This window comes from Mycobacterium sp. SMC-4 (assembly GCF_050205565.1).
GTDB lineage: Bacteria > Actinomycetota > Actinomycetes > Mycobacteriales > Mycobacteriaceae > Mycobacterium.
Map to the genome: position 1 here is coordinate 1 of NZ_JBNMQU010000017.1, position 24,132 is coordinate 24,132.

General features: G+C 66.8%; 24 protein-coding genes, 1 tRNA gene, 1 other RNA gene and 1 pseudogene. 13 read left to right on the forward strand and 14 right to left on the reverse strand.

Features of this window, described 5'->3' with window-relative positions:
- Positions 1-35: 35 nt before the first annotated feature.
- The 3 genes and pseudogenes from ACQI46_RS24250 to ffs all read right to left on the reverse strand — a co-directional run.
- Positions 36-1,316 (reverse strand): annotated as a pseudogene (locus tag ACQI46_RS24250) (DNA polymerase III subunits gamma/tau); the annotation flags it as partial.
- Positions 1,317-1,342: 26 nt separating this feature from the next.
- The gene (locus ACQI46_RS24255) at positions 1,343-2,644 is read right to left on the reverse strand and encodes an aminotransferase class I/II-fold pyridoxal phosphate-dependent enzyme (protein ID WP_427096606.1); all 1,302 of its coding nucleotides are present in this window, start codon (positions 2,642-2,644) and stop codon (positions 1,343-1,345) included.
- 37 nt (positions 2,645-2,681) lie between these two features.
- An RNA gene (gene ffs / locus ACQI46_RS24260) (signal recognition particle sRNA small type) lies at positions 2,682-2,776 on the reverse strand.
- A 61-nt stretch (positions 2,777-2,837) separates the two neighbouring features.
- On the opposite strand from ffs, the gene ACQI46_RS24265 reads away from it, so the two are divergent.
- The 4 genes from ACQI46_RS24265 to ACQI46_RS24280 all read left to right on the forward strand — a co-directional run bounded on the left by ACQI46_RS24265 (position 2,838) and on the right by ACQI46_RS24280 (position 5,892).
- Positions 2,838-2,923: transfer RNA gene (locus tag ACQI46_RS24265), tRNA-Ser, on the forward strand.
- A gap of 68 nt (positions 2,924-2,991) precedes the next feature.
- The gene (locus ACQI46_RS24270; RefSeq protein ID WP_427096607.1) at positions 2,992-3,711 is read left to right on the forward strand and encodes a hypothetical protein; all 720 of its coding nucleotides are present in this window, start codon (positions 2,992-2,994) and stop codon (positions 3,709-3,711) included.
- Positions 3,712-3,756: 45 nt separating this feature from the next.
- Positions 3,757-4,776, forward strand: a complete 1,020-nt coding sequence (locus ACQI46_RS24275; protein WP_427096608.1) for a S1C family serine protease — start codon at positions 3,757-3,759, stop codon at positions 4,774-4,776.
- Between the two features lie 48 nt (positions 4,777-4,824).
- Complete coding sequence (locus tag ACQI46_RS24280; RefSeq protein ID WP_427096609.1) at positions 4,825-5,892, forward strand: dihydrodipicolinate reductase; 1,068 nt, start codon at positions 4,825-4,827, stop codon at positions 5,890-5,892.
- A gap of 92 nt (positions 5,893-5,984) precedes the next feature.
- Here ACQI46_RS24280 and ACQI46_RS24285 read toward each other — a convergent pair whose 3' ends face one another.
- Genes ACQI46_RS24285 through ACQI46_RS24310 form a run of 6 tightly spaced genes read right to left on the reverse strand, consistent with a single transcriptional unit; the run spans position 5,985 to position 10,046 of the window.
- On the reverse strand, positions 5,985-6,734 hold the full coding sequence (locus tag ACQI46_RS24285) for a thioesterase II family protein (protein WP_427096610.1): 750 nt from the start codon (positions 6,732-6,734) through the stop codon (positions 5,985-5,987).
- An 11-nt stretch (positions 6,735-6,745) separates the two neighbouring features.
- Complete coding sequence (locus tag ACQI46_RS24290; protein WP_427096611.1) at positions 6,746-7,195, reverse strand: hypothetical protein; 450 nt, start codon at positions 7,193-7,195, stop codon at positions 6,746-6,748.
- 24 nt (positions 7,196-7,219) lie between these two features.
- Positions 7,220-8,278 (reverse strand): non-homologous end-joining DNA ligase, encoded by a 1,059-nt coding sequence (gene ligD / locus ACQI46_RS24295; RefSeq protein ID WP_427096688.1) that lies wholly within the window; start codon positions 8,276-8,278, stop codon positions 7,220-7,222.
- On the reverse strand, positions 8,278-9,318 hold the full coding sequence (locus ACQI46_RS24300) for an ATP-dependent DNA ligase (protein ID WP_427096689.1): 1,041 nt from the start codon (positions 9,316-9,318) through the stop codon (positions 8,278-8,280). The genes ligD and ACQI46_RS24300 overlap by 1 nt, the downstream gene beginning before the upstream one ends.
- A gap of 39 nt (positions 9,319-9,357) precedes the next feature.
- Entirely contained in the window at positions 9,358-9,756 is a 399-nt protein-coding gene (locus tag ACQI46_RS24305; protein WP_427096612.1) for a DUF302 domain-containing protein, read from the reverse strand.
- A gap of 20 nt (positions 9,757-9,776) precedes the next feature.
- Positions 9,777-10,046, reverse strand: a complete 270-nt coding sequence (locus ACQI46_RS24310) for a metal-sensitive transcriptional regulator (protein ID WP_427096690.1) — start codon at positions 10,044-10,046, stop codon at positions 9,777-9,779.
- Between the two features lie 140 nt (positions 10,047-10,186).
- On the opposite strand from ACQI46_RS24310, the gene ACQI46_RS24315 reads away from it, so the two are divergent.
- From ACQI46_RS24315 to ACQI46_RS24345, 7 genes are all read left to right on the forward strand, one after another.
- Positions 10,187-11,566 carry an MBL fold metallo-hydrolase gene (locus ACQI46_RS24315; RefSeq protein WP_427096691.1) on the forward strand — a complete coding sequence of 460 codons (1,380 nt, stop codon included), beginning with the start codon at positions 10,187-10,189 and terminating at the stop codon, positions 11,564-11,566.
- Positions 11,567-11,615: 49 nt separating this feature from the next.
- Positions 11,616-12,389, forward strand: a complete 774-nt coding sequence (locus ACQI46_RS24320; protein ID WP_427096613.1) for a sulfite exporter TauE/SafE family protein — start codon at positions 11,616-11,618, stop codon at positions 12,387-12,389.
- 20 nt (positions 12,390-12,409) lie between these two features.
- On the forward strand, positions 12,410-12,589 hold the full coding sequence (locus ACQI46_RS24325) for a hypothetical protein (protein WP_427096614.1): 180 nt from the start codon (positions 12,410-12,412) through the stop codon (positions 12,587-12,589).
- A 219-nt stretch (positions 12,590-12,808) separates the two neighbouring features.
- A complete protein-coding gene (locus ACQI46_RS24330) occupies positions 12,809-14,200 on the forward strand; it encodes an FAD-dependent oxidoreductase (RefSeq protein WP_427096615.1) in 1,392 nt (463 codons plus the stop codon).
- A gap of 15 nt (positions 14,201-14,215) precedes the next feature.
- Positions 14,216-14,839, forward strand: a complete 624-nt coding sequence (locus ACQI46_RS24335) for a TetR/AcrR family transcriptional regulator (protein ID WP_427096616.1) — start codon at positions 14,216-14,218, stop codon at positions 14,837-14,839.
- A gap of 90 nt (positions 14,840-14,929) precedes the next feature.
- Positions 14,930-15,484, forward strand: coding sequence for a nuclear transport factor 2 family protein (locus tag ACQI46_RS24340; RefSeq protein WP_427096692.1), 555 nt, complete (start codon positions 14,930-14,932; stop codon positions 15,482-15,484).
- On the forward strand, positions 15,478-16,269 hold the full coding sequence (locus tag ACQI46_RS24345; RefSeq protein WP_427096617.1) for an SDR family oxidoreductase: 792 nt from the start codon (positions 15,478-15,480) through the stop codon (positions 16,267-16,269). Before ACQI46_RS24340 ends, ACQI46_RS24345 begins: the two co-directional genes overlap by 7 nt.
- 3 nt (positions 16,270-16,272) lie before the next feature.
- On the opposite strand, the gene ACQI46_RS24350 is transcribed toward ACQI46_RS24345, so the two are convergent.
- From ACQI46_RS24350 to ACQI46_RS24365, 4 genes are all read right to left on the reverse strand, one after another.
- Positions 16,273-16,680 (reverse strand): cupin domain-containing protein, encoded by a 408-nt coding sequence (locus ACQI46_RS24350; RefSeq protein WP_427096618.1) that lies wholly within the window; start codon positions 16,678-16,680, stop codon positions 16,273-16,275.
- An 11-nt stretch (positions 16,681-16,691) separates the two neighbouring features.
- Positions 16,692-17,282, reverse strand: coding sequence for a sigma-70 family RNA polymerase sigma factor (locus ACQI46_RS24355; RefSeq protein ID WP_427096619.1), 591 nt, complete (start codon positions 17,280-17,282; stop codon positions 16,692-16,694).
- A 61-nt stretch (positions 17,283-17,343) separates the two neighbouring features.
- On the reverse strand, positions 17,344-20,193 hold the full coding sequence (locus ACQI46_RS24360; protein WP_427096620.1) for a helix-turn-helix transcriptional regulator: 2,850 nt from the start codon (positions 20,191-20,193) through the stop codon (positions 17,344-17,346).
- A 103-nt stretch (positions 20,194-20,296) separates the two neighbouring features.
- Positions 20,297-21,055: an SDR family oxidoreductase gene (locus tag ACQI46_RS24365; protein WP_427096621.1), complete on the reverse strand. Its 759-nt coding sequence runs from the start codon at positions 21,053-21,055 to the stop codon at positions 20,297-20,299.
- 162 nt (positions 21,056-21,217) lie between these two features.
- On the opposite strand from ACQI46_RS24365, the gene ACQI46_RS24370 reads away from it, so the two are divergent.
- Both ACQI46_RS24370 and ACQI46_RS24375 read left to right on the forward strand, forming a co-directional pair.
- Positions 21,218-21,937 carry an SDR family NAD(P)-dependent oxidoreductase gene (locus ACQI46_RS24370; protein WP_427096622.1) on the forward strand — a complete coding sequence of 240 codons (720 nt, stop codon included), beginning with the start codon at positions 21,218-21,220 and terminating at the stop codon, positions 21,935-21,937.
- A gap of 77 nt (positions 21,938-22,014) precedes the next feature.
- Positions 22,015-22,911, forward strand: coding sequence for an MBL fold metallo-hydrolase (locus ACQI46_RS24375; RefSeq protein WP_427096623.1), 897 nt, complete (start codon positions 22,015-22,017; stop codon positions 22,909-22,911).
- Here ACQI46_RS24375 and ACQI46_RS24380 read toward each other — a convergent pair.
- A complete protein-coding gene (locus ACQI46_RS24380; protein WP_427096624.1) occupies positions 22,905-24,089 on the reverse strand; it encodes a cytochrome P450 in 1,185 nt (394 codons plus the stop codon). The genes ACQI46_RS24375 and ACQI46_RS24380 overlap by 7 nt on opposite strands.
- Positions 24,090-24,132 lie beyond the last annotated feature (43 nt).

A 24,132-nucleotide genomic window follows, 5' to 3' on the forward strand; every position in this document is an offset into this window, starting at 1 on the left:
GCCGGCGGGGACGCGACCGGCTAGGCGGGTTGCTGACGCGCCGCCGGCGCGGCCGGCTGACGCGCGGCCGGCTCGGCCGAGGGGGCCTCGCTCTTGCGGACGAACTGCTTGCGCGGGGCGGCCGGTGCCTGGCCACCGACGTCGTCGCCGCCCGGGATTGACATGTCCAGCCGGGTCTCGATGCGTTCCACCCGCTGCAGCAGTGCTGCTTCGGTGTCGCTGGCCGACGGCAGCAGCAGCCGCGCACATGCCACTTCGAGCAGCAGCCGCGGCGCGGTGGCGCCGCGCATCTCGCCGAGCCCGGCGTGCATGACCTCGGCGTAGCGGGTCAGCGTGGCGGTGCCCAGGCGGGTGGCCTGTTCCCGCATCCGCTCGAGCTCGTCTTCGGGTCCGTCGACCACGCCACGCGCCACCGCGTCGGGCACCGCCTGCAGCACGATCAGGTCGCGGAACCTCTCGAGCAGATCGCTGGCGAACCGGCGCGGATCGTGTCCGGCGTCGACGACACCTTCCACCGCGCCGAACAGGGCCGCGGCGTCGCCGGCTGCCAGCGCGTCGATCGCGTCGTCGATCAGGGCCACGTCGGTGGCGCCGAGCAGCGCCAGGGCGCGCTGGTAGGCGACGTGGTTGCCGTCGGCGCCGGCAAGCAGCTGGTCGAGCACGCTGAGCGTGTCGCGCGGCGAGCCGCCACCGGCCCGGATGACCAGGGGATACACCGCGTCGTCGACGGCCACGCTCTCCGACGCGACGATCTTCTCGATCAGTGTGCGCATGGTGCGGGGGGCCAGCAGCCGGAACGGGTAGTGGTGGGTGCGCGATCGAATGGTCGGCAGCACCTTCTCGGGTTCGGTGGTCGCGAACACGAAGATCAGGTGCTCCGGCGGCTCCTCGACGATCTTGAGCAGCGCGTTGAAGCCCGCCGTGGTGACCATGTGCGCTTCGTCGACGATGAAGATGCGGTACCGGGACTGTGCGGGGGCGTAGAACGCGCGGTCGCGCAGTTCGCGGGTGTCGTCGACGCCGCCGTGGCTGGCTGCGTCGAGCTCGGTGACGTCCATGTTGCCCGGCCCGTTGGGCGCCAGCGCGACGCACGAGTCGCACTCCCCGCACGGGGTGGCCGTGGGGCCCTGCTCGCAGTTCAGCGAGCGCGCGAGGATGCGCGCCGACGACGTCTTACCGCACCCGCGTGGACCCGAGAACAGGTAGGCGTGGTTGATCCGGCCCGAGTTCAGCGCTGTGGACAGCGGCTCGGTGACGTGTTCCTGGCCGACGACTTCGGCGAACGTCGCCGGTCGGTACTTGCGGTAGAGCGCCACGGAAGCAGGCTACCGACAGCGTCTGACTACTTCTCAGCCGGCAACGTCAGCAGGTGCTCGGTGGCCGACAGCAGCGCACAGGTCGCGAGGCCGTCGATGGCCGCGCGCAGGTCGTCGGCGCCCGGGAACGTCGGTGCGATGCGGATGTTCTTGTCGTCAGGGTCTTTTCGGTACGGGAACGACGCGCCCGCCTCGGTGACTGCGATGCCGGCGTCCTTGGCCAGGGCGACCGTCCGCTTGGCGGTGCCGGGCAGCACGTCGAGGCTGATGAAGTAACCGCCCTTGGGTTCGGTCCAGGACGCGATCTTGGAGTCGCCGAGCCGGTCGGAGAGGATCTCCAACGCCAGCGCGAACTTCGGCGCCAGCAGCTCCTGGTGACGGCGCATGTGCGCACGTACTCCATCGGCGTCACCGAAGAACTTCAGGTGCCGCAACTGGTTGACCTTGTCCGGGCCGATCGACTTCTTACCCGCGTGCTGCAGGTACCAGGCGAGGTTGTCCGACGAACCGCCCAGGAAGCTCACCCCGGCGCCGGCGAACGTGATCTTCGACGTGGACGCGAAGACCAACGGCCGGTTGGCGTGGTTGGCCGCCTCGGCCAGGCCGAGCACGTCGACCGGCGGCAGGAATTCGTCGGTCAGCGTGTGCACGGCGTAGGCGTTGTCCCACATCAACCGGAAATCGGTTGCGGCGGTGTTCATCTGGACGAGACGGCGGACGACGTCCTCGGAGTAGACCGTGCCGGTCGGGTTCGAGTACACCGGCACGGACCACATGCCCTTGATGGTGGGGTCGCCCGCGACGAGCTCTTCGATCTGGTCGACGTCGGGACCGTCTTCGCGCATCGGCACGGTGATCATCTCGATGCCGAGGCTCTCGGTGATCGCGAAATGGCGGTCGTATCCGGGGGCCGGGCACAGGAACTTCACGCCGGTGCCGTCGACGATGTCGTGGATCCACGGCCGCGGCGAGTCCACTCCGCCGTGCAGAAGCGAGTACACGATCACGTCGTGCATGAACTCGAGGCTGGCGTTGTTGCCGGCGATCAGGTTGGGGACCGGGATGCCGAGGAGCTCGCCGAAGATCGCCCGCAACTCCGGCAGGCCGTGCAGACCGCCGTAGTTGCGGGTGTCGGTGCCGTCCCCATCGCGGTAGGTGTCCTGCCCCGGCAACCCCAGCAGGCCGTTGGACAGATCGAGCTGCGCCGGCGCCGGCTTACCACGGGTCAGGTCCAGTTTCAGTCCCTTGGTCTGCAGCTCTGCGTAGTTGCGCTGCTGCAGCTCGTGCTGGGCGAGCAGATCATCTGAGCCCAGTGACTGAAAAGACACCGCTCGCCTCTCACCGTCGTGTCCCCGTGCCGAAAAGATCAGGGGACCCCGCGTACCCGCCAGAGCCCGTTGACCCTTGCTGCCTTCCGGCCCTGGGGGAGTTCACAGGATGGACGCCACGCGGGGTCCACGGCGAGTCTAGTACCGCCCCGGATTTGGGGAGTCGCGGGGCGGGTCCGCTACCATGGCCGACGGAGGATTCGCCTAGTGGCCTATGGCGCTCGCCTGGAACGCGGGTTGGGTTAATAGCCCTCGCGGGTTCAAATCCCGCATCCTCCGCACTCAGCCCGGGGCGTGACCGGCAGCGATGCGCGGTCGCGCCCCGGGCCACACGACCGAGGAGGGGTATGGGCCGCACCGCCGCGGTGATTTGGCACGCGTCGTTCTCCCTCGCCGCCGGTGTCCTCTACTTCTTCTTCGTGCTGCCCCGCACCTACGAGTTGCTCGGCGCCACCTCCCCCACGCTCGGCACGGTCCTGCGCATCGTGACCGCTGCCCTGATCGGGCTGGCCGCCGTGCCGGTGCTGTTGACGCTGCTGCGTACACGTCGGCCCGAGTTCGGGACGCCGCAGCTGGCACTACGCCTGCGGACCACCTCGATCGCGCTGCACGTGCTGGCCGGGGTGCTCATCCTCGGCGCCGCGATCAGCGAGATCTGGTTGTCGTTGGACTCGGCCGGCCAATGGCTGTTCGGTGTCTACGGCGCCGCGGCCGCGGTCGCCCTGCTGGCCATGTTGTCGTTCTACCTGGCGTTCGTCGCCGAACTGCCGCCACCGCCGCCGAAACCGGTGAAGGTCAAGGAGCGCACGGCGCGCGGCAAGGCCGCAGACACCGACGCTGCGGTGGCAGACGAGGACGGCGACGACGACCTCGGGACCGCCGACACGACGGACGACACGGCGGACGACGAAACAGTCGAGACCACCCAGGACGCCGACACCGCCGAGCCCACCGAGGACGCCGAAGAGCCGGCGCCCGGCAAACTGAAGAATCAGCGCCCTACGGGCAAGACGGCGCTGCTCGGACGCCGTCGGCGCACGCGCGGCGGCGTGGCGGTCGAGGACTGAGCCGAGGGGCTGCGTCGACAGCAGCCCACGTCGCAGCCACTATTGATGAGTATGAGCCCGATTCGCTCGACGAGACGTTTGATGATCGCGCTGGCCGCGGCCGTGGCCCTGGTGGCGCCAGTTGCGCCGGCGGCAGCTGTACCCGCCGACCCCGTTGCGGCGTCGTCGCAGGTCGAGGCCGCCGTGGTGCGTATCGACACCGAGGTGGACTACCAGGGAGTGCTCGGGCTCGGTACCGCCTTCGTCATCGATCCCAACGGTCTGGCGATGACGAACTTCCACGTGGTGCAGGGTGCTGACCGGATCACCGCAACCGTCAACGGCCGCACCTACCCGGCCCAGCTGCTGGGCTATGACCGCAAGCGCGATGTCGCACTGATCCAACTGGTGGGCGCCGCCGGACTCCCGGTGGTGACTCTCGGCGACGCGAACGCGCTGGTGCCCGGAGAGCCGGTGGTCGCCCTCGGCAACGCACGGGGCACCTACGAACCGCTGACGCGGGAAGAAGGCACCGTCTCGGGCTTCGGGCGCACGGTCAACGCCGAGGACACCCTCACCGGCACCTCCGACGAACTCACCGGTCTCATCGAGTTCGCGGCTCCCGTGCGCGCCGGGGATTCCGGCGGGCCGCTGGTCAACAGCAGCGGCCAGGTCGTGGGCATCACCACCGCGGCATCGGTGAACTTCCGGATGGGCCCGGGCGGCAAGGGCTTCGCGATCCCGATCAACGACGCGGTCGTCATCGCCGACCAGATCCGCGCCGGTATCCGTTCCCAGAACGTGCACATCGGCCCGCCGACACTGCTGGGCGTCGGGGTACGCACCGCCCCGCGCGACACCCCGGGAGTGGTGATCCAGGAGGTACTGCGCGGCGGACCGGCCGAGCAGGCCGGACTGCTCGGCGGTGATCTGTTGGTGGTGCTCGACGGCGTGACGCTGGATTCGGCGACGACGCTGACCACCGTGCTGGACCGCCGTTATCCGGGCGACGTCGTCGACCTGACGTGGATCGACCGGGCCGGGCAGACGCGGACCGGGAAGGCAGCGCTGACCGCCGGCCCGTGATTTCGCGAAACCGCCGAGCACGGCACAGCAAATCCCTATGCTGAGCAAGTGCCCAACACTGTTTCGTACCGCGTCGTCCAGTGGACGACGGGAAATGTCGGAAAGAGCTCTGTCGCCGCAATAGCGAACAACCCGCACCTCGAGTTGATCGGCGGCTACGCCTGGTCGCAGGACAAGGTCGGTCGCGATCTCGGCGAACTGGTCGGGATCGAACCTGTCGGTGTGACCGCCACCAACGACGTCGACGCGCTGCTGGCGCTCAAGCCCGATGTCGTCGTCTACAACCCGATGTGGATCGACGTGGCCGAACTGGTGCGGATCCTGGAGGCCGGCATCAACGTCGTCTCCTCGGCCTCGTTCATCACCGGAGGGAATCTCGGCGCCGACCGCGAGAAGCTCGCCGAGGCGTGCCAGCGCGGCGGTTCGACCCTGTTCGGCTCGGGTGTCAGCCCCGGTTTCGCCGAGCTGCTGGCCATCGTTGCGGGCACCGCCTGCGACCGCATCGACAAGGTGATCATCTCCGAGTCCGCCGACACCACCCTCTACGACTCCCCCGACACCGAGCGGCCGGTGGGCTTCGGCACCGCGATCGACGATCCCAACCTGCAGCCGATGGCCTCGAAGGGCACCGCGGTGTTCGCCGAGGCTGTACAGCTGGTCGCCGACGCGCTCGGTATCGAGCTCGACGAGATCAAATGCGTGCCGGAATACGCGCAGACCACCGAAGACCTGGTGATGACGTCGTGGACGATCCCCGCCGGTCACGTCGCCGGCGTGTACGCCAGCTGGCAGGGCATCTACCACGGTCGGACCGTCATCGACATCAACGTGCGCTGGAAGAAGGGTCAGACCCTCGACCCGGACTGGCAGCTCGACGGCGACGGCTGGAAGATCACCATCGAGGGCCGGCCGACGGTGAACATGTCGGTCGGGTTCCTGCCGCCGCAGGACATGATCGAGAACGCCAAGACGATCGAGGACTTCTTTGTACTCGGCCACATCATGACCGCCATGCCGCCGATCCACGCCATCCCGGCCGTGGTGGCCGCAGCTCCGGGCATCGCGACGTACAACGATCTGCCGCTGCCGAACCCGCGCGGTGTGGTGCCCGCCTGAGAAGGACACCGGCCGAACGCAACAGCGTCACCCTCCGTCCAGTGTTGGGTTGATGCACGTCTGGACGCGATTCGCGTGCATCAACCCAACACTCACCCGAGGGTGCGCAGCTTCTGCGCGACCACGTCGATGACGCGGGGCGCCTGCTTCTCCAGGTAGAAGTGCCCGCCGGTGAAGGTGTGCACCTCGACCGGTCCGGTGGTGTGGGTGTCCCAGGCCCGCGCGTCGGCTTCACTGGTCTTCGGGTCATCGGTGGCGGTCATCACCACCAGTGGGGTACGCACGCCGACTTCCGGTCCACGCTGATACGCGGCCAGCGCGCGGAAATCGTTGCGGAAGGGCGGCAGGAACGTCTCCAGCAGGTCGCGATCGCCGAGCACTCGTGGATCGGTGCCGCCGAGCTCACGCATGACGTCGATCAGGTCGGTGTCCGTGCGCGATCGGCCGTCGTCTTCGTAGCGGCTCGGCGCGCGCGACCCGGAGACGAACACGACCAGAGGTGCGCGTCCGGTCTCCTCAAGTCGCCGCGTCACCTCGAACGCCAGCACTGCGCCCATGCTGTGCCCGAAGAACGCGGTGGGCGACTCGGTGAGGTCACCCAGCGCGCCGACGACGCGGTCGGCGAGTTCGTCGATGTTGTCGACGAACGGTTCGCTGTGCCGGTCCTGCCGACCCGGGTACTGCACCGCATACACATCGAACTCGGGCGACAACGCTCGTGACAGCGGGAAGTAGTAGCTGGCCGATCCACCCGCGTGCGGGAAGCACACCAGGCGCATACGGGCGTTCGGCGCGGGCGAGAAGTTGCGGATCCAGCGGCCGCGGTCGGACGATGTCGTCATAGCCGACTGTTCTACCCGATCACCCGCAGCACGTTGACCGACAGCACCGCACCCGGCGGGCCGTCGACGACGACGTCCTTGAGGACCTGCGCCTGCTGGCCCTCGACGGTGAACTGGCCCGGCTGCGGTTGATGCCCCCCGACCACCTCGTACTCGACGGTGAACGGGGTTTCCGGAAACGGGTGCAGCCCCACGTATTTGGGGTCGATCGTGTAGGTGTACCGGCACAGCCCGGCAGGGTCGCACTCCTGCGCGGTGACCTGGACCCCGATGAGGAACTCCTTGACCGTCGGCACCGACGGTGGCGGCGGAGTCGGTGGAGTGCGCACGGGGGCGGCCTGCTCGTCCGGCCTGGAGAAGATCATCACCGAGGCGATACCGACGCCGCTGGCGAGCATGCCGAAGATGGCCAATGCGGCGAGCAGTTTGCGGATGGTGTTCCACCTCTGAGGGGACGGCATGCACAGCAGGGTATCGTCGCCCCGCTAATCCTCTACACGGTTACCGTCTTCATCCCAGTGCGCGGCGACTTTCTTGCTCGGCTGCACCCGCGGCGGTTCGCCCGGCATCTTCGGATAATTCGGCGGATACGGCAGATCGCCGAGGCCCTGGTCGGCGTCCGCGTCGGCCATCTCCAGAAGCTTCGCGATCGACTGGGCCTCGTTGTCGATGTCGGCCCACGGGTCGGGCCGGCCGGCGAGAAAGTCCGGCACGGTGCGGATCGTGTAGTCGTCCGGGTCGGCGTCGCGCAGCTCGTCCCAGGACAGTGGGGTGGACACCGTGGCGATCGGGGTCTTGCGAGCCGAATAGGCCGACGCGAACGTCCGGTCGCGAGCGTTCTGGTTGTAGTCGATGAACAGTCGCTTCCCCCGTTCTTCCTTCCACCACGACGTCGTCACCGCGTCCGGTGCGCGCCGCTCGACCTCCCGCGCCAGCGCGATACCGGCGCGACGCACCGCGATGAAATCCCAGTCGGTGGCGATGCGCAGGAACACATGCACTCCGCGGCCGCCGGAGGTCTTGGGATAGCCGACCAGCCCCAACTCGTCGAGCAGCGGCTTGAGCACGTCCACCGCGACGCTGCGGGCCTCGGCGAAACCAGTTCCTGGCTGCGGGTCGAGGTCGATGCGCAGCTCGTCGGGATGTTCGGTGTCCGGACAGCGAACCTGCCAGGGATGCAGTGTCACCGAACCCATCTGGGCCGCCCACGCGATGGCCGCGGGATGGGTGATCTTCAGCGCGTCCGCGGTGCGTCCGGACGGGAACGTCACGGTGCAGGACTCGAGATAGTCAGGACGTTTCTGCGGCAACCGTTTCTGGTAGATCTCCTCGCCGTCGATGCCGTCAGGGAAGCGCTGCAGATGCACCGGCCGGTCGCGCAGCAGTGCCACCATCCGGTCGGCGACCGCGAGGTAGTAGTCGACCAGCTTGCCCTTGGTGCCGTCATTGCCCAGCTTCGGGAAGTACGGCTTGTCCGGGTTGGTCAGCCGGACCTTGATGCCGTCGACGTCCAGTTCGGTTGCGGCGGAGCTCTTTCCGGCCATCATGATCCTTCCAGCACGTCGTTCAGGTCGTAGGTCAGCGGGACGTCGAGTTGGACGAACGTGCAGCTGGCCGGGTCGCGGTCGGGGCGCCAGCGCAGGAACTTCACCGCATGACGGAATCTGTCGCCTTCCATCTGGTCATAGGCGACCTCGCAGACCCGTTCGGGACGCACCGGGATCCAGCGTTTGTCGGCGGCGGAGTTCCATCGGCTGGGTTCGCCGTCGCGCACATCGTCACCGATGCGCAGCGGTTCGAGGTCGGCCAGCAGCTTCAGCCGCGCTTTCGCGGTGAACGACGCTGCTCCACCGACCATCTGGAGTTCTCCGGCGTCGCGGTACAGCCCGAGCAGGATCGATCCGATTCCCTCCCCGCTCTTGTGGATTCGGTAGCCGATGGCCACACAGTCGGCATCGCGATGGTGTTTGACCTTGACCATCTCACGCTTGCCCGGCAGGTACGGTCCCTCGAGGCGTTTGGCGATCACCCCGTCCAGGCCTGCGCCCTCGAACTCCTCGAGCCAACCCGCGCCGATCGCCGGGTCCTCGGTGGTGCGGGTGACGTGACACCACGTCTTGCCCGTGACCGCGTCGACCAACGCCGCCCGCCGAACCCGGAAGGGTTGCTTCATCAACGACTCATCGCCGACGGCCAGGGCATCGAACCCGATGAAGTGCGCCGGGGTTTGTTCGGCGAGCATCGTGATCCGACTGGCCGCCGGGTGGATGCGCTGGCTCAGCGACTCCCAGTCCAGCCGGGTCCTCCCGGACATCTCCCGGGGGACGACGATCTCGCCGTCCAGCACACAGCGGGGTACGAGCTCGTCGCGCACCGCGTCGAGAACCTCGGGGAAGTAGCGGCCGAGGTCTTTCCCGCTGCGCGACAGCAGCACGACGTCGTCACCGTCGCGGAACACCAACGCCCGAAAGCCGTCCCATTTGGGCTCGTAGGACCAGACTCCGGCCTCGTCGGGCACTTTGGCCTGGGCTTTGGCCAGCATCGGTTCCAGGGGCGGCGTCACGGGTAGGTCCACGGTCTCCATACTCACGTAGACCGCCGCGCCGGGCCAGTGTCATCGCAGTCATGCAGTCAATGCTGCGATGGCGGCCTTGAGCTTTTCGGTGACTTCCTGGGCGACCGGTTGCAGTTGCGGCTCTTCGGTGACATCGACGAGGAGCTGTGGATTCATGGCCTCCACCAGCGTGGTGTCGGGATCGCCGGGGTCGCTGCGCACGACGACGTTGCATGGCAGCAGCATGCCTATCTGGCGGTTCGCCTCGATCGCGCGGTGCGCCAGCGGCGGATTACACGCTCCGAGGATCAGGTAATTCTCCATGTCCTCATCGAGCTTGTTCTTCAGCGTCGCCTTGACATCGATCTCGGTGAGCACGCCGAAGCCCTCGTCCGCCAAGGCTTTTCGAGTTCGTGCGACGGCGTCGTCGAAGGGGGTTCTGAGACTGGTGACCAATCCGATATCCATGATCGCTCCTTTGTTCTCGTTCAGGCGAGCGCGAGGAAGAGCTTCTCCAGTTCGGCTTCGGTCATGGGCCGGTCCTCGCCGCCCTGCTCTCCGGTAACGCATTCCCGCAATCCGGTGGCCACAATCTTGAAGCCGGCGCGGTCGAGAGCGCGCGAGACAGCCGCCAACTGTGTGACGACGTCTTTGCATTCGCGCCCCTGCTCGATCATCGAGATGACGCCGGCAAGTTGCCCTTGCGCCCGGCGCAGCCGGTTGAGCACTGCATCGATGGCTTCTTGGTCGCCGACCATGGTCATTCCTTTCGTTGCGACTTCACCACCTTACCCCCTGGGGTATACAGGAGGGGGGAATAAATACCCCTAGGGGTATTGTCGTAATGACCGTCGGGCGGCGCCTTCCTCCGCCCGGAACGAGCGACAAGGAACCGTCGATGATCCTGGAGCAGTACTACATCGAATGCCTCTCCCATGCGTCGTACCTCGTCGGCGACGAGACCACCGGCCGCGCGGTCGTCGTCGATCCGCGCCGCGACATCAGCGACTTCCTGTCTGATGCGCGCAGGTTCGGGCTGACCATCGAAGGGGTGATCAACACCCACTTCCACGCCGACTTCGTTTCGGGGCACCTCGAACTGGCCGATGCGACCGGCGCGTGGATCGGATTCGGAGACGCGGCAGAGACCGATTTCCCGATCCGCAGGTTGGCCGACGGGGAGCGCGTGTCACTGGGCGAGGTCGAGCTGGAGATCATCTCGACACCTGGTCACACCTGGGAGTCGATCAGCGTGCTGATTCGCGATCGCGCAGATGCCGACCCGGTGGCCGTGCTGACCGGGGACTCGTTGTTCATCGGCGACGTCGGTCGGCCGGACCTGGTCAACATCGGCGACAGCTCGACCAGCGATCTCGCCCGCGCGATGTATCACACCATTCACAACAGACTCCTGACGCTGCCCGACAGCGTTGTGGTGATGCCCGCCCATGGCGCTGGCTCGTCGTGCGGAAAGAACCTGTCCGCAGAACTCACCTCGACCATCGGCGAGCAGCGATTGAGTAATCCGTCGGTGCAACCGATGACCGAAGGCGCCTTTGTCGCAATGCTCACCGGCGGTCAGCCCGCGGCACCGGCGTACTTCGCGTCCGACGCCGCCCTGAACAAGCGGGTGCACACGCTGTTGCAGCCCGATCGCAGGATTCCGGCCATGACACCGCAGCAGATGCGCTCCGCCTTGGAGGGCGGTGTCCGTGTCCTCGATGCGCGCACCGTCGACGATTTCGCTGCCGGACATCTGCGCGGGTCGGTCAACGTCGGCTTCGACGGCCGGTTCGCCGAGACCGGCGGCATGGTCGCAGACATCGGAGAGCAGATCGCGCTGATCACCTATCCGGGCGAGGAGCAGGAGGCGGCGTTACGGCTGGCCCGCATCGGCTCGGACAACGCAATCGGCTATCTGAACGTGGATCGCGACGGAGCGTTCCCCGCCGAACTCGCCGACCTGCGCCAGAGGGCACCCAGGACCTCGGTGGCTGAACTGGACAAGTTGCTGGCCGAAGGCGCGGTGACGCTGATCGACATCCGTAATCCCGGTGAGCGCGAGGGCGGTGCCATCCGCGGCTCACTGCACATGCCGCTCGGCGGGTTGCGCCTGCATGTCGACGACATTCCCACCGGCAAGCCGATCGTGGTGCACTGCGCGGGTGGCTGGCGTTCCAGCGTGGCGGCATCTCTGTTGCGCGCCAACGGTTTCGAGCAGGTGTCCGACCTGCTGGGTGGATATCACGCATGGGTTGGCGCGCATGCGTCTGCGTGAAGCCATACGCGTGACGTCATTCCGCAACTGAACTGGGTAGGGAACTGTCATGGCAATCGCGACAGGGCTGACGCTCGGCGCGTTGATCGGCGTGCTGCTGGGCCTACTCGGCGGGGGCGGCTCGATTCTCGCCGTGCCGGCACTGGTCTACGGCCTGGGGTTCGACATGGAACGCGCGATCCCCATCTCGCTGATCGTCGTCGCCGCGGGCTCGGCGGTGGCGGTGCTACCGAAGATCCGCGCCAAACAGGTCCGATGGCGCATGGCCGGCATCTTCGCCGCCGCCGGCATCCCTGCCACCATCGCCGGCAGCGCCCTCAGCCGTCACCTGCCGCAGTCGGCGCTGCTGGTCGGCTTCGCCATCGTCATGGTGATTGCCGGCATCCGCATGCTGACCGACCAGGACACCACCGGCACGGCCTGCAAGGTCGAATCCGGTCAGGTGAACTGGCGCCGCTGCGCCCCGCGCTCGATCGGCGCCGGCCTACTGGTCGGGGTGCTGACCGGACTGTTCGGCGTCGGCGGCGGATTCCTCATCATCCCCGCACTCGTCGTGGTGCTCGGTGTCGAAATGTCCACCGCCATCGGGACATCACTCCTGATCATCATCGCCAACTCCGCCGCGGGCATCCTCTCGCACCTGCAGTCGATCAGCGTCGACTGGCAGGTCACCGGCGCGTTCATCGCCGCGGCGATGACGACCTCATTGGCCGCCGGACACCTCGGCACCAAGACCGACACCGCTCGCCTGCAGCGCTGGTTCGCCTACCTCGTGTTCGCAGTCGCCGCGTACGTCCTGGCCGACACCTTTCTTCTGAACTGACGCAAGACATAGGAGCAATCATGGACGTCTCGATCATCGAAACCTCGGGACTCGGTGACCGCAGCTATCTGATCACCCACGACGGCATCGACCGCGGCGTCTTCACCGGTGGTTCGACGCTGTACGGCACCACCGGATGCACCGATCTGATCAGCCCGGATGCCACCACAGTGGCCGTCAGGTCGCGACGACACGCGTGACGAATGGGGTCATGCCCGAGAGGCGGACCGGCGACACCTCGACGGGTTCCTCCCGGCCGCGACCCCCGTCGTCGTGGCAACTCCTTCCGCCCCTTGGTTAGGTGTATTTACTGGCGTAATTGACATCTGGTCGACTTGTGGCGAATGCGCGTTGGGACTGCTACCGTCGCCCTATCGCTGGTCCGGTGGGACGGATCAGGCACGGACGCAGGGGGCGCCATGCCGGTGCTGGGTGAACGGGCAGTCGTGTTGGGCGCGAGCATGAGCGGGCTGCTCGCCGCGCGGGTTCTGGCCGAGTTCTATCGCGACGTCACGCTCGTGGAGCGCGACGAACTGTCCGACTCCCCATCCCCGCGGCGCGGGGTACCTCAGGGCCGCCACCCCCACGCACTGCTGGCCAGGGGCGCGCAGACGATCGGCGAGTTGTTTCCCGGGATCTTCGACGATCTCGTCGCCGAAGGAGCGCCCGTCTGGGACTTCGCGATGTCCAAGATCTACATCTGCCTCAACGGTCACCTGGTGGTCCGATCCGGGCGGGCCGCCTACGACGACGACGCCACCCCGATGTACCAACCGAGCCGTCCGCTCCTGGAATGCCACGTGCGGCGACGGCTGCGCGCACTGCCCAACGTCACCATCGCCGACGGACACGAGGTCACCGAGCTGTGCACCTCACCTGACCGCGCCCGCGTCACCGGTGTCCGGCTCGTCGATCGCGAGACGTCCGCCGAGACGGTCATGCGGGCCGACCTGGTCGTGGATGCCATGGGCCGCGCCGCACGCACACCGGCATTGCTCGACCGCCTCGGCTACCAGCGACCGGTCGAGGAATGCGTCACGATGCACACGACCTACATGAGTCAGGCGTTACGGATCCCACCCGGAACGCTGCACGAGATGCTCGTGGGCATCGGTCCTGCAGCTGCTCAGCCGACGGGAATGTTCCTGGTGCGCAACGAGAACGATCAGTGGATCTTCACCGTGTTCGGGATGGGCATCGAACCACCCCGGGATCTTCCCGGCATGATCGCGTTCGCGCGGGCCCGCGCTCCCGAACACGTTCTCGCCGGGGTGGCGGCCGGCGAACCGCTTGGCCCGGCGGTGCCGCACAAGCTGCCCTCGAGCCAGTGGCGCCGTTACGACAAGTTGCACCGGTTCCCCGGCGGACTGTTGGTGATCGGCGATGCGATGTGCAGCTTCAACCCGATCTACGGACAGGGAATGTCGGTGGCGGCGACAGAAGCGACCGCGTTACGAGAGGCCCTGCGAAGGGGTTCTCACGACGTGGCCCGACGCTACTTCCACCTCGCCGCCAAGTCCGTCGGTGTGGCCTGGAGTCTGGGCGCGGGCACCGACCTCGCCTTCCCACAGGTGCAAGGGCGACGGACGCCTGTCACGCGGCTCACCCAGCGCTACGCGGACTGGATCCTGACAGCGTGTGAGACCGATGCCCTGGTACACGCGCAGTTCACGAAGGTGGCAGGGTTGGTCGATCCGCCTGCTCGGCTGTTCCATCCGGCGTTCGTGCGCCGCGTCGCACACGTCAATCGCGCTCGACGGCAACAGGGTCCGGGAAGCCGGCCGGGCGGGACCGTCCTCACCGCCCGGTGATGCCACAATACGTCCATGGCGACCTCGTCGCGGCGCGTCGGCGCCGAAACGTCCAAGACGCGCGACACCCTGCTCGACGCCGTCGAGAAGATGATGCTCGACGAGGGCTATGCGAGCGTCACCTACCGCGCCCTGGCCGCCAAGGCGGGTGTCACGCCGAGTCTGGTGCAGTACTACTTTCCCACCCTCGATGAGATCTTCATCGCCGCGATCCGCCGTTACTCCCAGCGAAACCTCGCCTATCTCAACAAGATCATCGAGAAACGCACCGAGGACCCGTTGCGGGCGCTGTGGGAGTACAGCTGGGACGAGGCCACCGGGACGCTGATGATCGAGTTCATGGCGCTCGGCAACCACCGCAAGTCGATCCGCACCGAGATCGCCGCTGTCACCGAAAGCGTGCGCAAAGTCCAGATCGATGCGCTGGCTGCGAAATTCGGTGAAGGCGCAAGACCGTGGGGCGACCTGTCGCTACCGGCGCTGCAGCTGCTGATCTCCAGTCTGCCGAAATTCCTGAACCTCGAGAAGGGGGTGGGTGTGGAGACTGCGCACGCCGAGCTCACCGAGGCCTTCGAACGCTACCTCGAGTCCATCGAGCCACCGGCCAAAGTCAAAGGCACACGCAGACGGTCGAAGTAACTCCCCGGCGATTGCCGAAGGGGCGGTCGACGTGGTGCTCGTTGTGCTATACACATGTACAACAAGTACGACTCGGCCAGGAAGGGCACCATGACCGGCTCCGACGAACTCGAACAACTCCGTAAGCGCGTGCAGTACCTCGAGGACCGCACAGCGATCCTCGACTGCGTCATGAACCAGGCCCGGGGCCATGACCGACACGACGCCGAACTCATGGGCAGCGTGTACTTCGAGGACGGCGTCGACGAGCACGGCCCAACTGTGAAAACCGGCCCGGAATACGGGGATTGGGCCAACGAGGCGCACACCGCGGTGTTCGAGGACCACCTGCACAACATCACCACGCACACGTGTGAAATCGACGGTGACCAGGCCCACGCCGAGAGCTACGTCATGGGCGCGATGCGGGTCAAGGGGGGCAAGATCGTCTCGCTGATGGGCGGGCGCTACCTCGACCGACTGGAACGCCGCGACGGCGTCTGGAAGATCGCGCTGCGCCGGTGCACCATCGAGTGGATGATCAGCGGCGACTCATCGATCCTGGGCAAGGGTGCGGTGCAGGGATTCATCAAGGGCCAGTGGGACAAGACCGACGCCTCCTACCTCCGCCCGCTGACGCTGGACGATCCCGTCAACCGGTGGTGAACCGGGAACTTCGGGGGCGGGTAGCACTGGTCACCGGCGGCGCGTCCGGCATCGGCCGCGCCACCGCGGTACGGCTGGCCGCCGAGGGCGTGCGTGTCTGTGTCGTCGACATCGACGGCGAGGCCGCGACCGGTGTCGCCGACGAGATCGGCGGAATCGGATTACGGTGCGACGTCACCGATCCCGACCAGGTCGATGCGACTTTCGAGGCGTGTGTCGACGAACTCGGCGGGCTCGACATCGCCTTCCTCAACGCCGGCATCACGATCCACTGGTCCGGTGATGTCGCCGAACTCGACCTGGCTGAGTACCGTCGATCGGTCGGCGTGAATGTCGACGGTGTGGTGTTCGGGGTGCGCGCGGCCGTTCGCACCATGCGATCCCTCGATCAGCGTGACCGGGCCGTGCTGGCGACGTCATCGTTGGCCGGACTCATGCCATGGCACCCCGACGCGGTGTATTCACTGGGCAAGCACGCCGTAGTGGGCTTCATGCGCTCGATCGCCCCGAATCTGATCGCGGAAGGCATTGCGGTGCACACCATTTGCCCGGGCATCACCGAGACGGGTGTGCTCGGTGACCGGCGCGCACTCGTCGAACGCATCGGGGTACCGGTCATGGAGCCCGACGCCATCGCCGATGCGGTGCTGGCTGCACTCGACGCGCCGGCCGAGGCCACCGGGTCCGTCTGGGTGGCCCAGCACGGAATTCCGCCGTGGACAATGGGTTTTGCATCGGTGTCGGGTCCGGACAGCAAGCTCAATGTTCCGGTGCGGAGATGCTGACGTTCAACCGGAGACCCGCAGGTGTGCTCGTGCCGCTAGCTCGGCGTCGTCCACCAGCACCAGCATGGGCTCGCCGGGAACGCAGAACATCGTGACCAGGAACCGGCTGCGCGCGTCATCGCGGTTGTTCGCGTCCGAATAGTGGATGACGTCACCGCCGGGTTCCCAGAACGCCTCACCTGCGCGAATGACCTGCGGGGCTTGGCCTTCGAGTTCGAAGAGCATCTCGCCTTCGAGCATGAAGCCGAACGCCGGACCGCCGGGATGCCGGTGCGGCGGGGTGCCCCTGCTGCCGGGCGGAAACTCGACCACCACGGTCATCGCCTCGGCTCGGGGTGAGATGGCAGGCGGCCGAACGCCCTGAACCATGGTGACTGCGGTCTTCCATTCGTCGCCGTACTGTGCGGACATCGGTTCATTCCTCACGCGGCGGCCGGCCGGTGTGCGACGGACTGGCGCGCGTGGTCCGCGTCGGCCAGGGCGCGGCGCAGTTGCGTCCGCGCCCGGAACACTCTCGACATCACCGTGCCCACCGGGATACCCATCAGGACAGCGGTTTCGGCGTAGGTATAGCCCTCGACGTCGGCGTAGTAGAGCACGGTGCGAAAGCCCTCCGACAGCTCCGCCAGGGCGTCCCGTAGCTCGCCGTCGGGCAACAGATCCATCACCTCGGCCTCTGCCGAAGGGCACGCTCTTGCCAGCAGCTGGCGGTCACTGATCGTGTCGGACAGCACCTCGTCGGGTCGACGCTCTTTCCGGCGGTACGCGTTGATCCACTGGTTGTACTGGATCCGGAACAGCCAGGCCTGCAGGTTCGTGCCGGCACGGAACGTCCGGAATCCCGCGTAGGCATGCACCAACGTCTCCTGCAGCAGGTCTTCCGCGTCGGCTTCGTTGCGGGTGAGCCGTCGGGCGCCTCGCAGCAAGACATCGACCAGTGGCCAGACGTCCTCGGCGAATCGGGCCTGCAGCTCGGTGTCGTGGGCTGCGGCGGGGACGGGTGTGACGGTCATGAACTCACCTCGGTCTCGATGTGGTTCGCCCGGAATCAGGGCGGCAACATCAGACTCGTCGTCACGATCCGTGGGCGGACCCTTGATCAACCGTGGTCTGCAGTCCGTAGTCCCTAGTGGGCCGGGCCGCGGACCGTAGTTGGCGACGGGAGGTGATACCCAACTTGACGAAGACCTTGCGCAGGTGCCACTCGACGGTGTGCACACTGATGAACAACTGCGCGCCGATTTCCTGGTTGGTCAGGCCGTCAGCGGCCAGGCGCGCGATTTGTGCCTCCTGGGCTGTGAGTTCGTCCCCAGAAGTCAAGGGCTGCTTGCGCACCTTCTCGCCGGCGGCGGTCAATTCCCGACGTGCGCGCTCGGCGTACGCGTGCGCTCCCATCGTGGTGAACATCTCGTGGGCAGCGCCGAGATGGCGTCGGGCATCTCCGCGGCGGTTCGCTCGTCGCAACCACTCTCCGTAGGAGAGGTGCGTCCGTGCCCGGTGCACCGCCACCCGAGAACGGTTCAAGTGGTCGAGCGCCTCGGTGAACAGCCGGTCGGCGTCCGCGTCGTCGGCAACCAGCGCGGCGGCGCTGGCCATCGCGCCAAGTCCCCAAGGTGTACCGCTGGCGCCCGCGCGGCCCTCGATCTGACCGACGGCCCACCGCGCGGCGTCGAGTTCACCGATGTGTACGGCGGCTTCGACGAGTTCGTGCAGGCTCCAGCTGTAGAAGCCCAGATCCTCGTATTCACACGCTCGTCGTGCGGCGGCGAAGGCTTCCTCGTAACGGCCCAGACCGTTGTAGAGCAGCGCCGTGGCGTATCCGGTCAACCCGATCAAGCGGCCCTCGCCCCGGGCAGTTGCGTCGGCCATGGCCGCCTCAATCAAGCGCATCGCCTCGGTGGGATCACCCCGCCAGGCCAGGATGGTCAACCAGTGGTAGCGGACCGGGCTACCGTGCCCGGTGGCTTCGTTGATCGCATCAGCTTCGGCGATCAGCGTTGCAGCAGTGGCGAATTCGCCTAGCAGGAGGTGCACTCCGGAGCGATACACCAGCGCTTGCGGCAGACCGGCCAGCGCAGCGGCCGCGCGGGCCTGCGTGACCACGGCCGCTGACAGGACATCGACGAGGTTCTCGTCCCACAGCTCGTGGGCGGCTGATTCCTGCAGGATCGGGAACGCGGGCACGAGCCAGCGCAACACCTGGGCCGGTTCTGTCTCCGCGAGCTCACACATAGCCGAAAGCCCGGTTCGCAAGTGCTTGGCGCCGTCGTGGATGCCGCCGCTGATGCGTTCGGTCATGCCGCGGAAGAACAGGTCCGCCGCTCGCGGTAGCTGCGCTGTCTGCGACAGGGCCGAACGCGCTGCCTCGGCGGCAAGCAGGAGCGCGTCCGGCTGATTGAACCGTCCGGCATACATCAGCGCGGCGAATCCTTCGAGATAGCTCTCCCGCGATGCGAAGTCATCGACAGGCTCCAACTGCTTTGCCGCATCCAGCAGCGCAGCGGCCGCGTCTCCGACCGTCGGTGCCCCGGCGGCGCCGACGCGGCTGGCGGTGAACGCCATCTGGGCCCGCAGGCGGACTGCGCGGGCACGTTGCAGCTCCGAAAGCGGTGACGACTCGCCGACGGCCAATAGTTCATAAGCCGCGTCCGTGTCGGCCGCGTCCCACTTCGCCTGTGCCGCGGCCATCGCCCGGTTTCCGCGTAATTCAGGGTCCGACGTCAGGACCGCCGCGCGTTCCAAGAAGGTGGCCGCCGCGGCGAGGCCGCCGCGACTCTGTGCACGACTCGCGGAGATCTCCAGTGCCTCGGCGACCGAGTCGTCGGTTCCCGCGACTGAGTTGGCAGCGTGCCAGGCGCAGCGGTCCGCATCGGCCGCAGAATCGGATGCCTCGGCCAGGGCGGCGTGGATTCTCCGACGATCGGCCAGGTCGGCAGCACGGTAGGTCGCCGAGCGCATCACCGGATGGTGGAAGCGCATACGAGGGCCGAACTCGATGATCCCGGCAGCCTCCGCGGGTGCCAGAGCGTCGACGGCGATACCCAGAAGGCCTGCTGCTCGCAGGAACAGCGCCGAGTCGCCGACTGGCTCGGCAGCGGCGATCAGCAGCAACAGACGGGTCGTCTGCGGCAGCGCTTGGATGCGGCGGATGTAGCTTTCTTCGATCCGGGTGGGCGACGTATGCGCAGCGACGTTCCAATAGCCCCCGGTCAGTTCGGCCGCCGAGTACGTACGAAGCACCTCGAGAAGTGCCAGCGGATTACCGCGGGTTTCGGCCACCATGCGATCTCGCACGCTGGGGTCGACAGCGCCGATTGCCATCTGCTCCAGGAACATCCGCGCATCGACGTCCGACATTCCTCGGACGGGCAGCTCGGGCAGCCCGTTCAGCGCCTGACATTCGCCATCGCGTGCGGCGAAGACCAGCGCGACCGGCTCGGCCACCAAGCGGCGTGCAACGAACCCCAGTGTCTGCACCGATACCTGATCGAGCCAGTGTGCGTCGTCGACGACGCACAACAGCGGCTGCTCCTGAACGGCGGCTGCGGCGAGCAGGCTCAACACCGCCAGACCGACAAGGAAGCGTTCCGGCGGTGTGCCCGTCCCCTGCCCGAACGCGATGCCCAGCGCATCGCGTTGTGGTGGGGGCAGATCGTCGAGGTGCTCCAGCAGCGGCGCGCACAACTGGTGCAGTCCGGCGTACGCCAACTCCATGTCGGACTCGACGCCGGAAACGTGCACGCAGCGCACGCCCTGAGCCTGGCTGATCAGGTGGTTCAGCAGCGCCGTCTTGCCGACGCCCGGTTCTCCCCGCAGCACCAGTACCTGTGATCTGCCGGACCGCATCGTCGATGTGATGTCGTCCAGGAGGGCGGTCTCGGCGGCTCGGCCGAACAACGGCCGTCCCCGCCCATGGTTCGACATATCGCACCACCGCGCAGAAGTTGGTGGCCGCCCGACTCATTGCCTCGGCCCCGATCGAAGTGATGCTACGACTTGGCACACCAGCGGTCCAGGCGACCACAGGTCAACTCTTCGCCGCGGTTTCCAGGACCCAGTCGCTGAAGCGCGTGTCGAACAGGGTGGCACCGTTCCCGGGGACCAAAGTGTCCTCGTCGATGTCGACGCCCCAGTAGCCGGCGTGCGGGTCGGTGATCACGTCCCGGGTGTCACCGTGTGCAGTCAGGGCCGTGCGGATGATGTCGGGGAGCCGGAAACGCTCGGGGCCGCCGACTTCGGCGATGCCGTTGACCGGGCGGTTCACCGCTGCGATCGCGACGGCCTCGGCAACGTCGGTGCCCGCCATCGGCTGGATGAACTTGTCCGGCAGGCGGACAGCGCCGTCCACAGTGGCCGAGTCGGCGATCGCGTCGAGGAATTCGAAGAACTGCGTCGCACGCACGATCGTGTACGGGATACCCGATTGGCTGATCAACGCTTCCTGTTCTGATTTCGCTCGGAAATAACCACTTTCGGTAGCCATTCGGTCGGTGCCGACCACCGACAGGGCCACGTGGTGCGCGATTCCGGCACGAGCTTCCTCGCGCAACAGGTTGGCGGTGGACACGGTGAAGAACTCGCGGGCAGCGGCTTCTTCGAATGACGGTGAGTTAGTGACGTCGACGACCACCTGCGCGCCGGCCAGCGCGTCGGCCAGTCCCTCGCCGGTGACTGCGTCTACCCCCGTCGACGGCGCCGCGGCCACGGCGTCGTGCCCGTGTTCGGTCAGGCCACTGACCACTTTCGACCCGACTCGGCCAGTGCCCCCGATGACGACGATCTTCATGATGTGCCTCTCTGTGACGTCGGTCGAGGCGGCGTCTATGCAGCCTCAGAGCGCCAGAACCCGCGGCCTGACATGAATTCATCCCGCGGTCGTCCTCTTCACAGTCGGATAGCTCGGTTCGCCGCCGGTGGTTCCGGGAGATGAGCCGACGAAAGGACTGTCATGCAATTACGTGGTTACCGAACACTGATCACCGGCGGCACCGCAGGAATCGGCCTGGCGTGCGCCCAGCTGTTCGCCGAAGCCGGAGCCGAGGTCACGATCACCGGCCGCGATGTCGCTCGCGGTGAGCGCGTGGCCGCCTCTGACGCCCGGATCAGCTTCATTCGTGCGGATATGGCGGATCTCGGATCCGTCGAAACACTGGTGCGACAGGTGTGTAGCGTCGACGTTCTCGTCAACAATGCCGCAACCTTTCCGGCGGCGTTGACCGTCGAGCAGGATGCCGCCTCGTTCACGCGGACCTTGGACACAAACGTGCGCGGCGCCTACTTCCTGACCGCCGGGCTGGTTCCCGGCATGCTCGAACGAGGGCGCGGAAGCATCGTCAACGTCACCTCGATGGTGGCCGCCAAAGGCGTGCCCGGGGCCTCCGTCTACAGCTCGTCGAAGGCGGCGGTGGAATCCCTGACTCGTACCTGGGCGGTCGAATTCGGTCCCCGTGGTGTTCGTGTCAATGCCGTCGCACCGGGACCGACGAGAACCGATGGGGTCCTTGCCGAGTGGGGCGAGACCAACGAACAGCTCGGTCGCAGTCTTCCGTTGGGTCGAACGGCCGATCCCACCGAGATCGCGCAGGCGGTGGTGTTCCTGGCGTCGCCGGCCGCGAGTTTCCTCACCGGCACGATCGTGCACGTCGACGGCGGCGGCATCGCACTGTGACGGTTACCGGGATGAGTTGCGGCGCCGGCCGCCGTTCTGGCAGGAGTCAGGGAGTCCTACCACTGAAGGAGACGACGATGAGCATGACCGAAACACGTGCTGACGAATTGGTTCCCTCACGCTACGCGGTGAATGTCGGCGACATCGAAGTGCTGGTGATCAGCGACGGCGTACTGCCCATCACGGCGTCGACGCTGGCGACCAATGCTGATCCGGCTGAACTGACGAGTTGGCTGCACGACATGTTCCTGCCACCGGATGTGCTCGACTGGCCGCTGAACGTCGTCGTGGTCCGCAGCGGCGACAGGACCGTGCTGGTCGACGCGGGTCTGGGCGTCGAGTTCCCCGGCTTCCCGCGCGCCGGCCAGACCGTGGCGCGGCTCGAAGCCGCCGGTATCGATCTCGGATCGGTGACCGATGTGGTGCTCACGCACCTGCACATGGACCATGTCGGTGGCCTCCTCACCGACGGGGTGAAAGCCCGGCTTCGCCAGGATCTGCAGATTCACGTGGCGGCCCGTGAAGCCGAGTTCTGGGAGGCACCCGACTTCTCCCGCACCTGCATGCCAGAGCCGGTACCCGAGGTGCTGCGGTCGACCGCCTCGCGATTCCTGTCCGAATTCCGCGGCAGTCTGCGGACATTCGAGACAGAGTATGAGCCCGCGCCGGGGGTCCTGGTCAGCCGTACGGGCGGCCACACTCCCGGGCACAGCGTGGTTCGGTTGGCGTCCGGCGGTGAACGGTTGACCTTCGCCGGTGACGCGGTATTCGTCCCCGGTTTCGACAATCCCGGTTGGCACAACGGTTTCGAGCACGATCCTGACGAGGCTGTGCGGGTCCGGGTCGATCTGCTGACCGAGCTGGCAGCGACGGGCGAATCGCTGGTCGCGACGCACCTGCCGTTCCCGTCGGTGTGCAAGGTGGCAACCGCGGGCGACGTGTTCCGGTGCGTGCCGACGGTGTGGGACTACTGACCCACGATCGCCGGCATCGAGTCCCAGCCCCGCACCGTGGCCGTCGGCGCCCGGGTTGCGTTGTCCTCGTCGATCGTCCACTCGGGCCAGCGCTTGAGCATCTCTTCCAGCGCGACCCGGCCTTCGATGCGAGCCAGCGACGCACCCAGACAGAAGTGGGCGCCGCGTCCGAACGTCAGGTGATTGGGGTTGCGCCGGATATCGAAGGTTTCCGGATCCTCGAAGCGACGTTCGTCATGGTTGGCCGCACCGGCCATCAGCAGCAGTGCGCTTCCCTTGGGCACCGTCTGCCCCTGGTACTCAACATCTTTGGCGACATAACGGGCGATGTGGTGGACCGGCGGCTCCAGGCGCAGGATCTCTTCGATGGCGCCGGGGATCAGCGACGGGTCGGCGACCAGTTCCCGGCGCTGGTCCGGGTGGTCGGCGAGGACCTTGCCCAGCCAGCCGAACAACCGGCCCACCGTCTCGGTGCCGGCGTTGGCGATCACGCCGAGGAACACCAGCAACTCCTCCTCGCGTAGTTTGCGCCGCTGCCCGTCGACATCGTCGAACTCGACGTTGAGCAACTCGGTCACCAGATCGTCGCTCGGATTGTCCTTGCGCCAGGCCACGTAGTCGCGAAACATGTTGCCGTTGAAGTAGTTGTCCTTCTTGACCGGCAACGGTTCACCGGGATTGTTGCGCAGCCGTGCGCCGGCGACCTTGCGGACGCTGCGTTGCAACGAGTCCGGCATGCCGACCAGCATGCCGATGACCTTCATCGGCATCTCCGATCCGAGATCGAGGGTGAAGTCAAAACGATCGCCGTCGCGCAGCGGATCCAGACAGGCCGCGCAGAACGTCCGGATCTGTTCTTCGATCGCCTTCATCTTCCGTGGCGTGAACGCCCGCGACACGAGCAACCGGTGCACGGTGTGCAGCGGCGGGTCCTCGTTGATGAACACGCCGTCGGGCATCACCGGTTCGGCCTTGACGACCTCGAGGATGTCGCCCTTGGCCGAGCTGAGGTTCTCGACGTCACGCAATGCCGCTTCCACGTCGGAAAACCGGCTCAAGCCCCAGAAGCCGAATTTCTCGTTGTAGTACACCGGCGCCTCGTCCCGTAGTCGCCGGTACACGGGATAGGGGTCCCGGTCGATCTCGACGTCATACGGGTCGTAATAGAGCACGCTCACTTGTACGATCGTACAGCACAGCCGACCGCTCGAGGGAGCATCC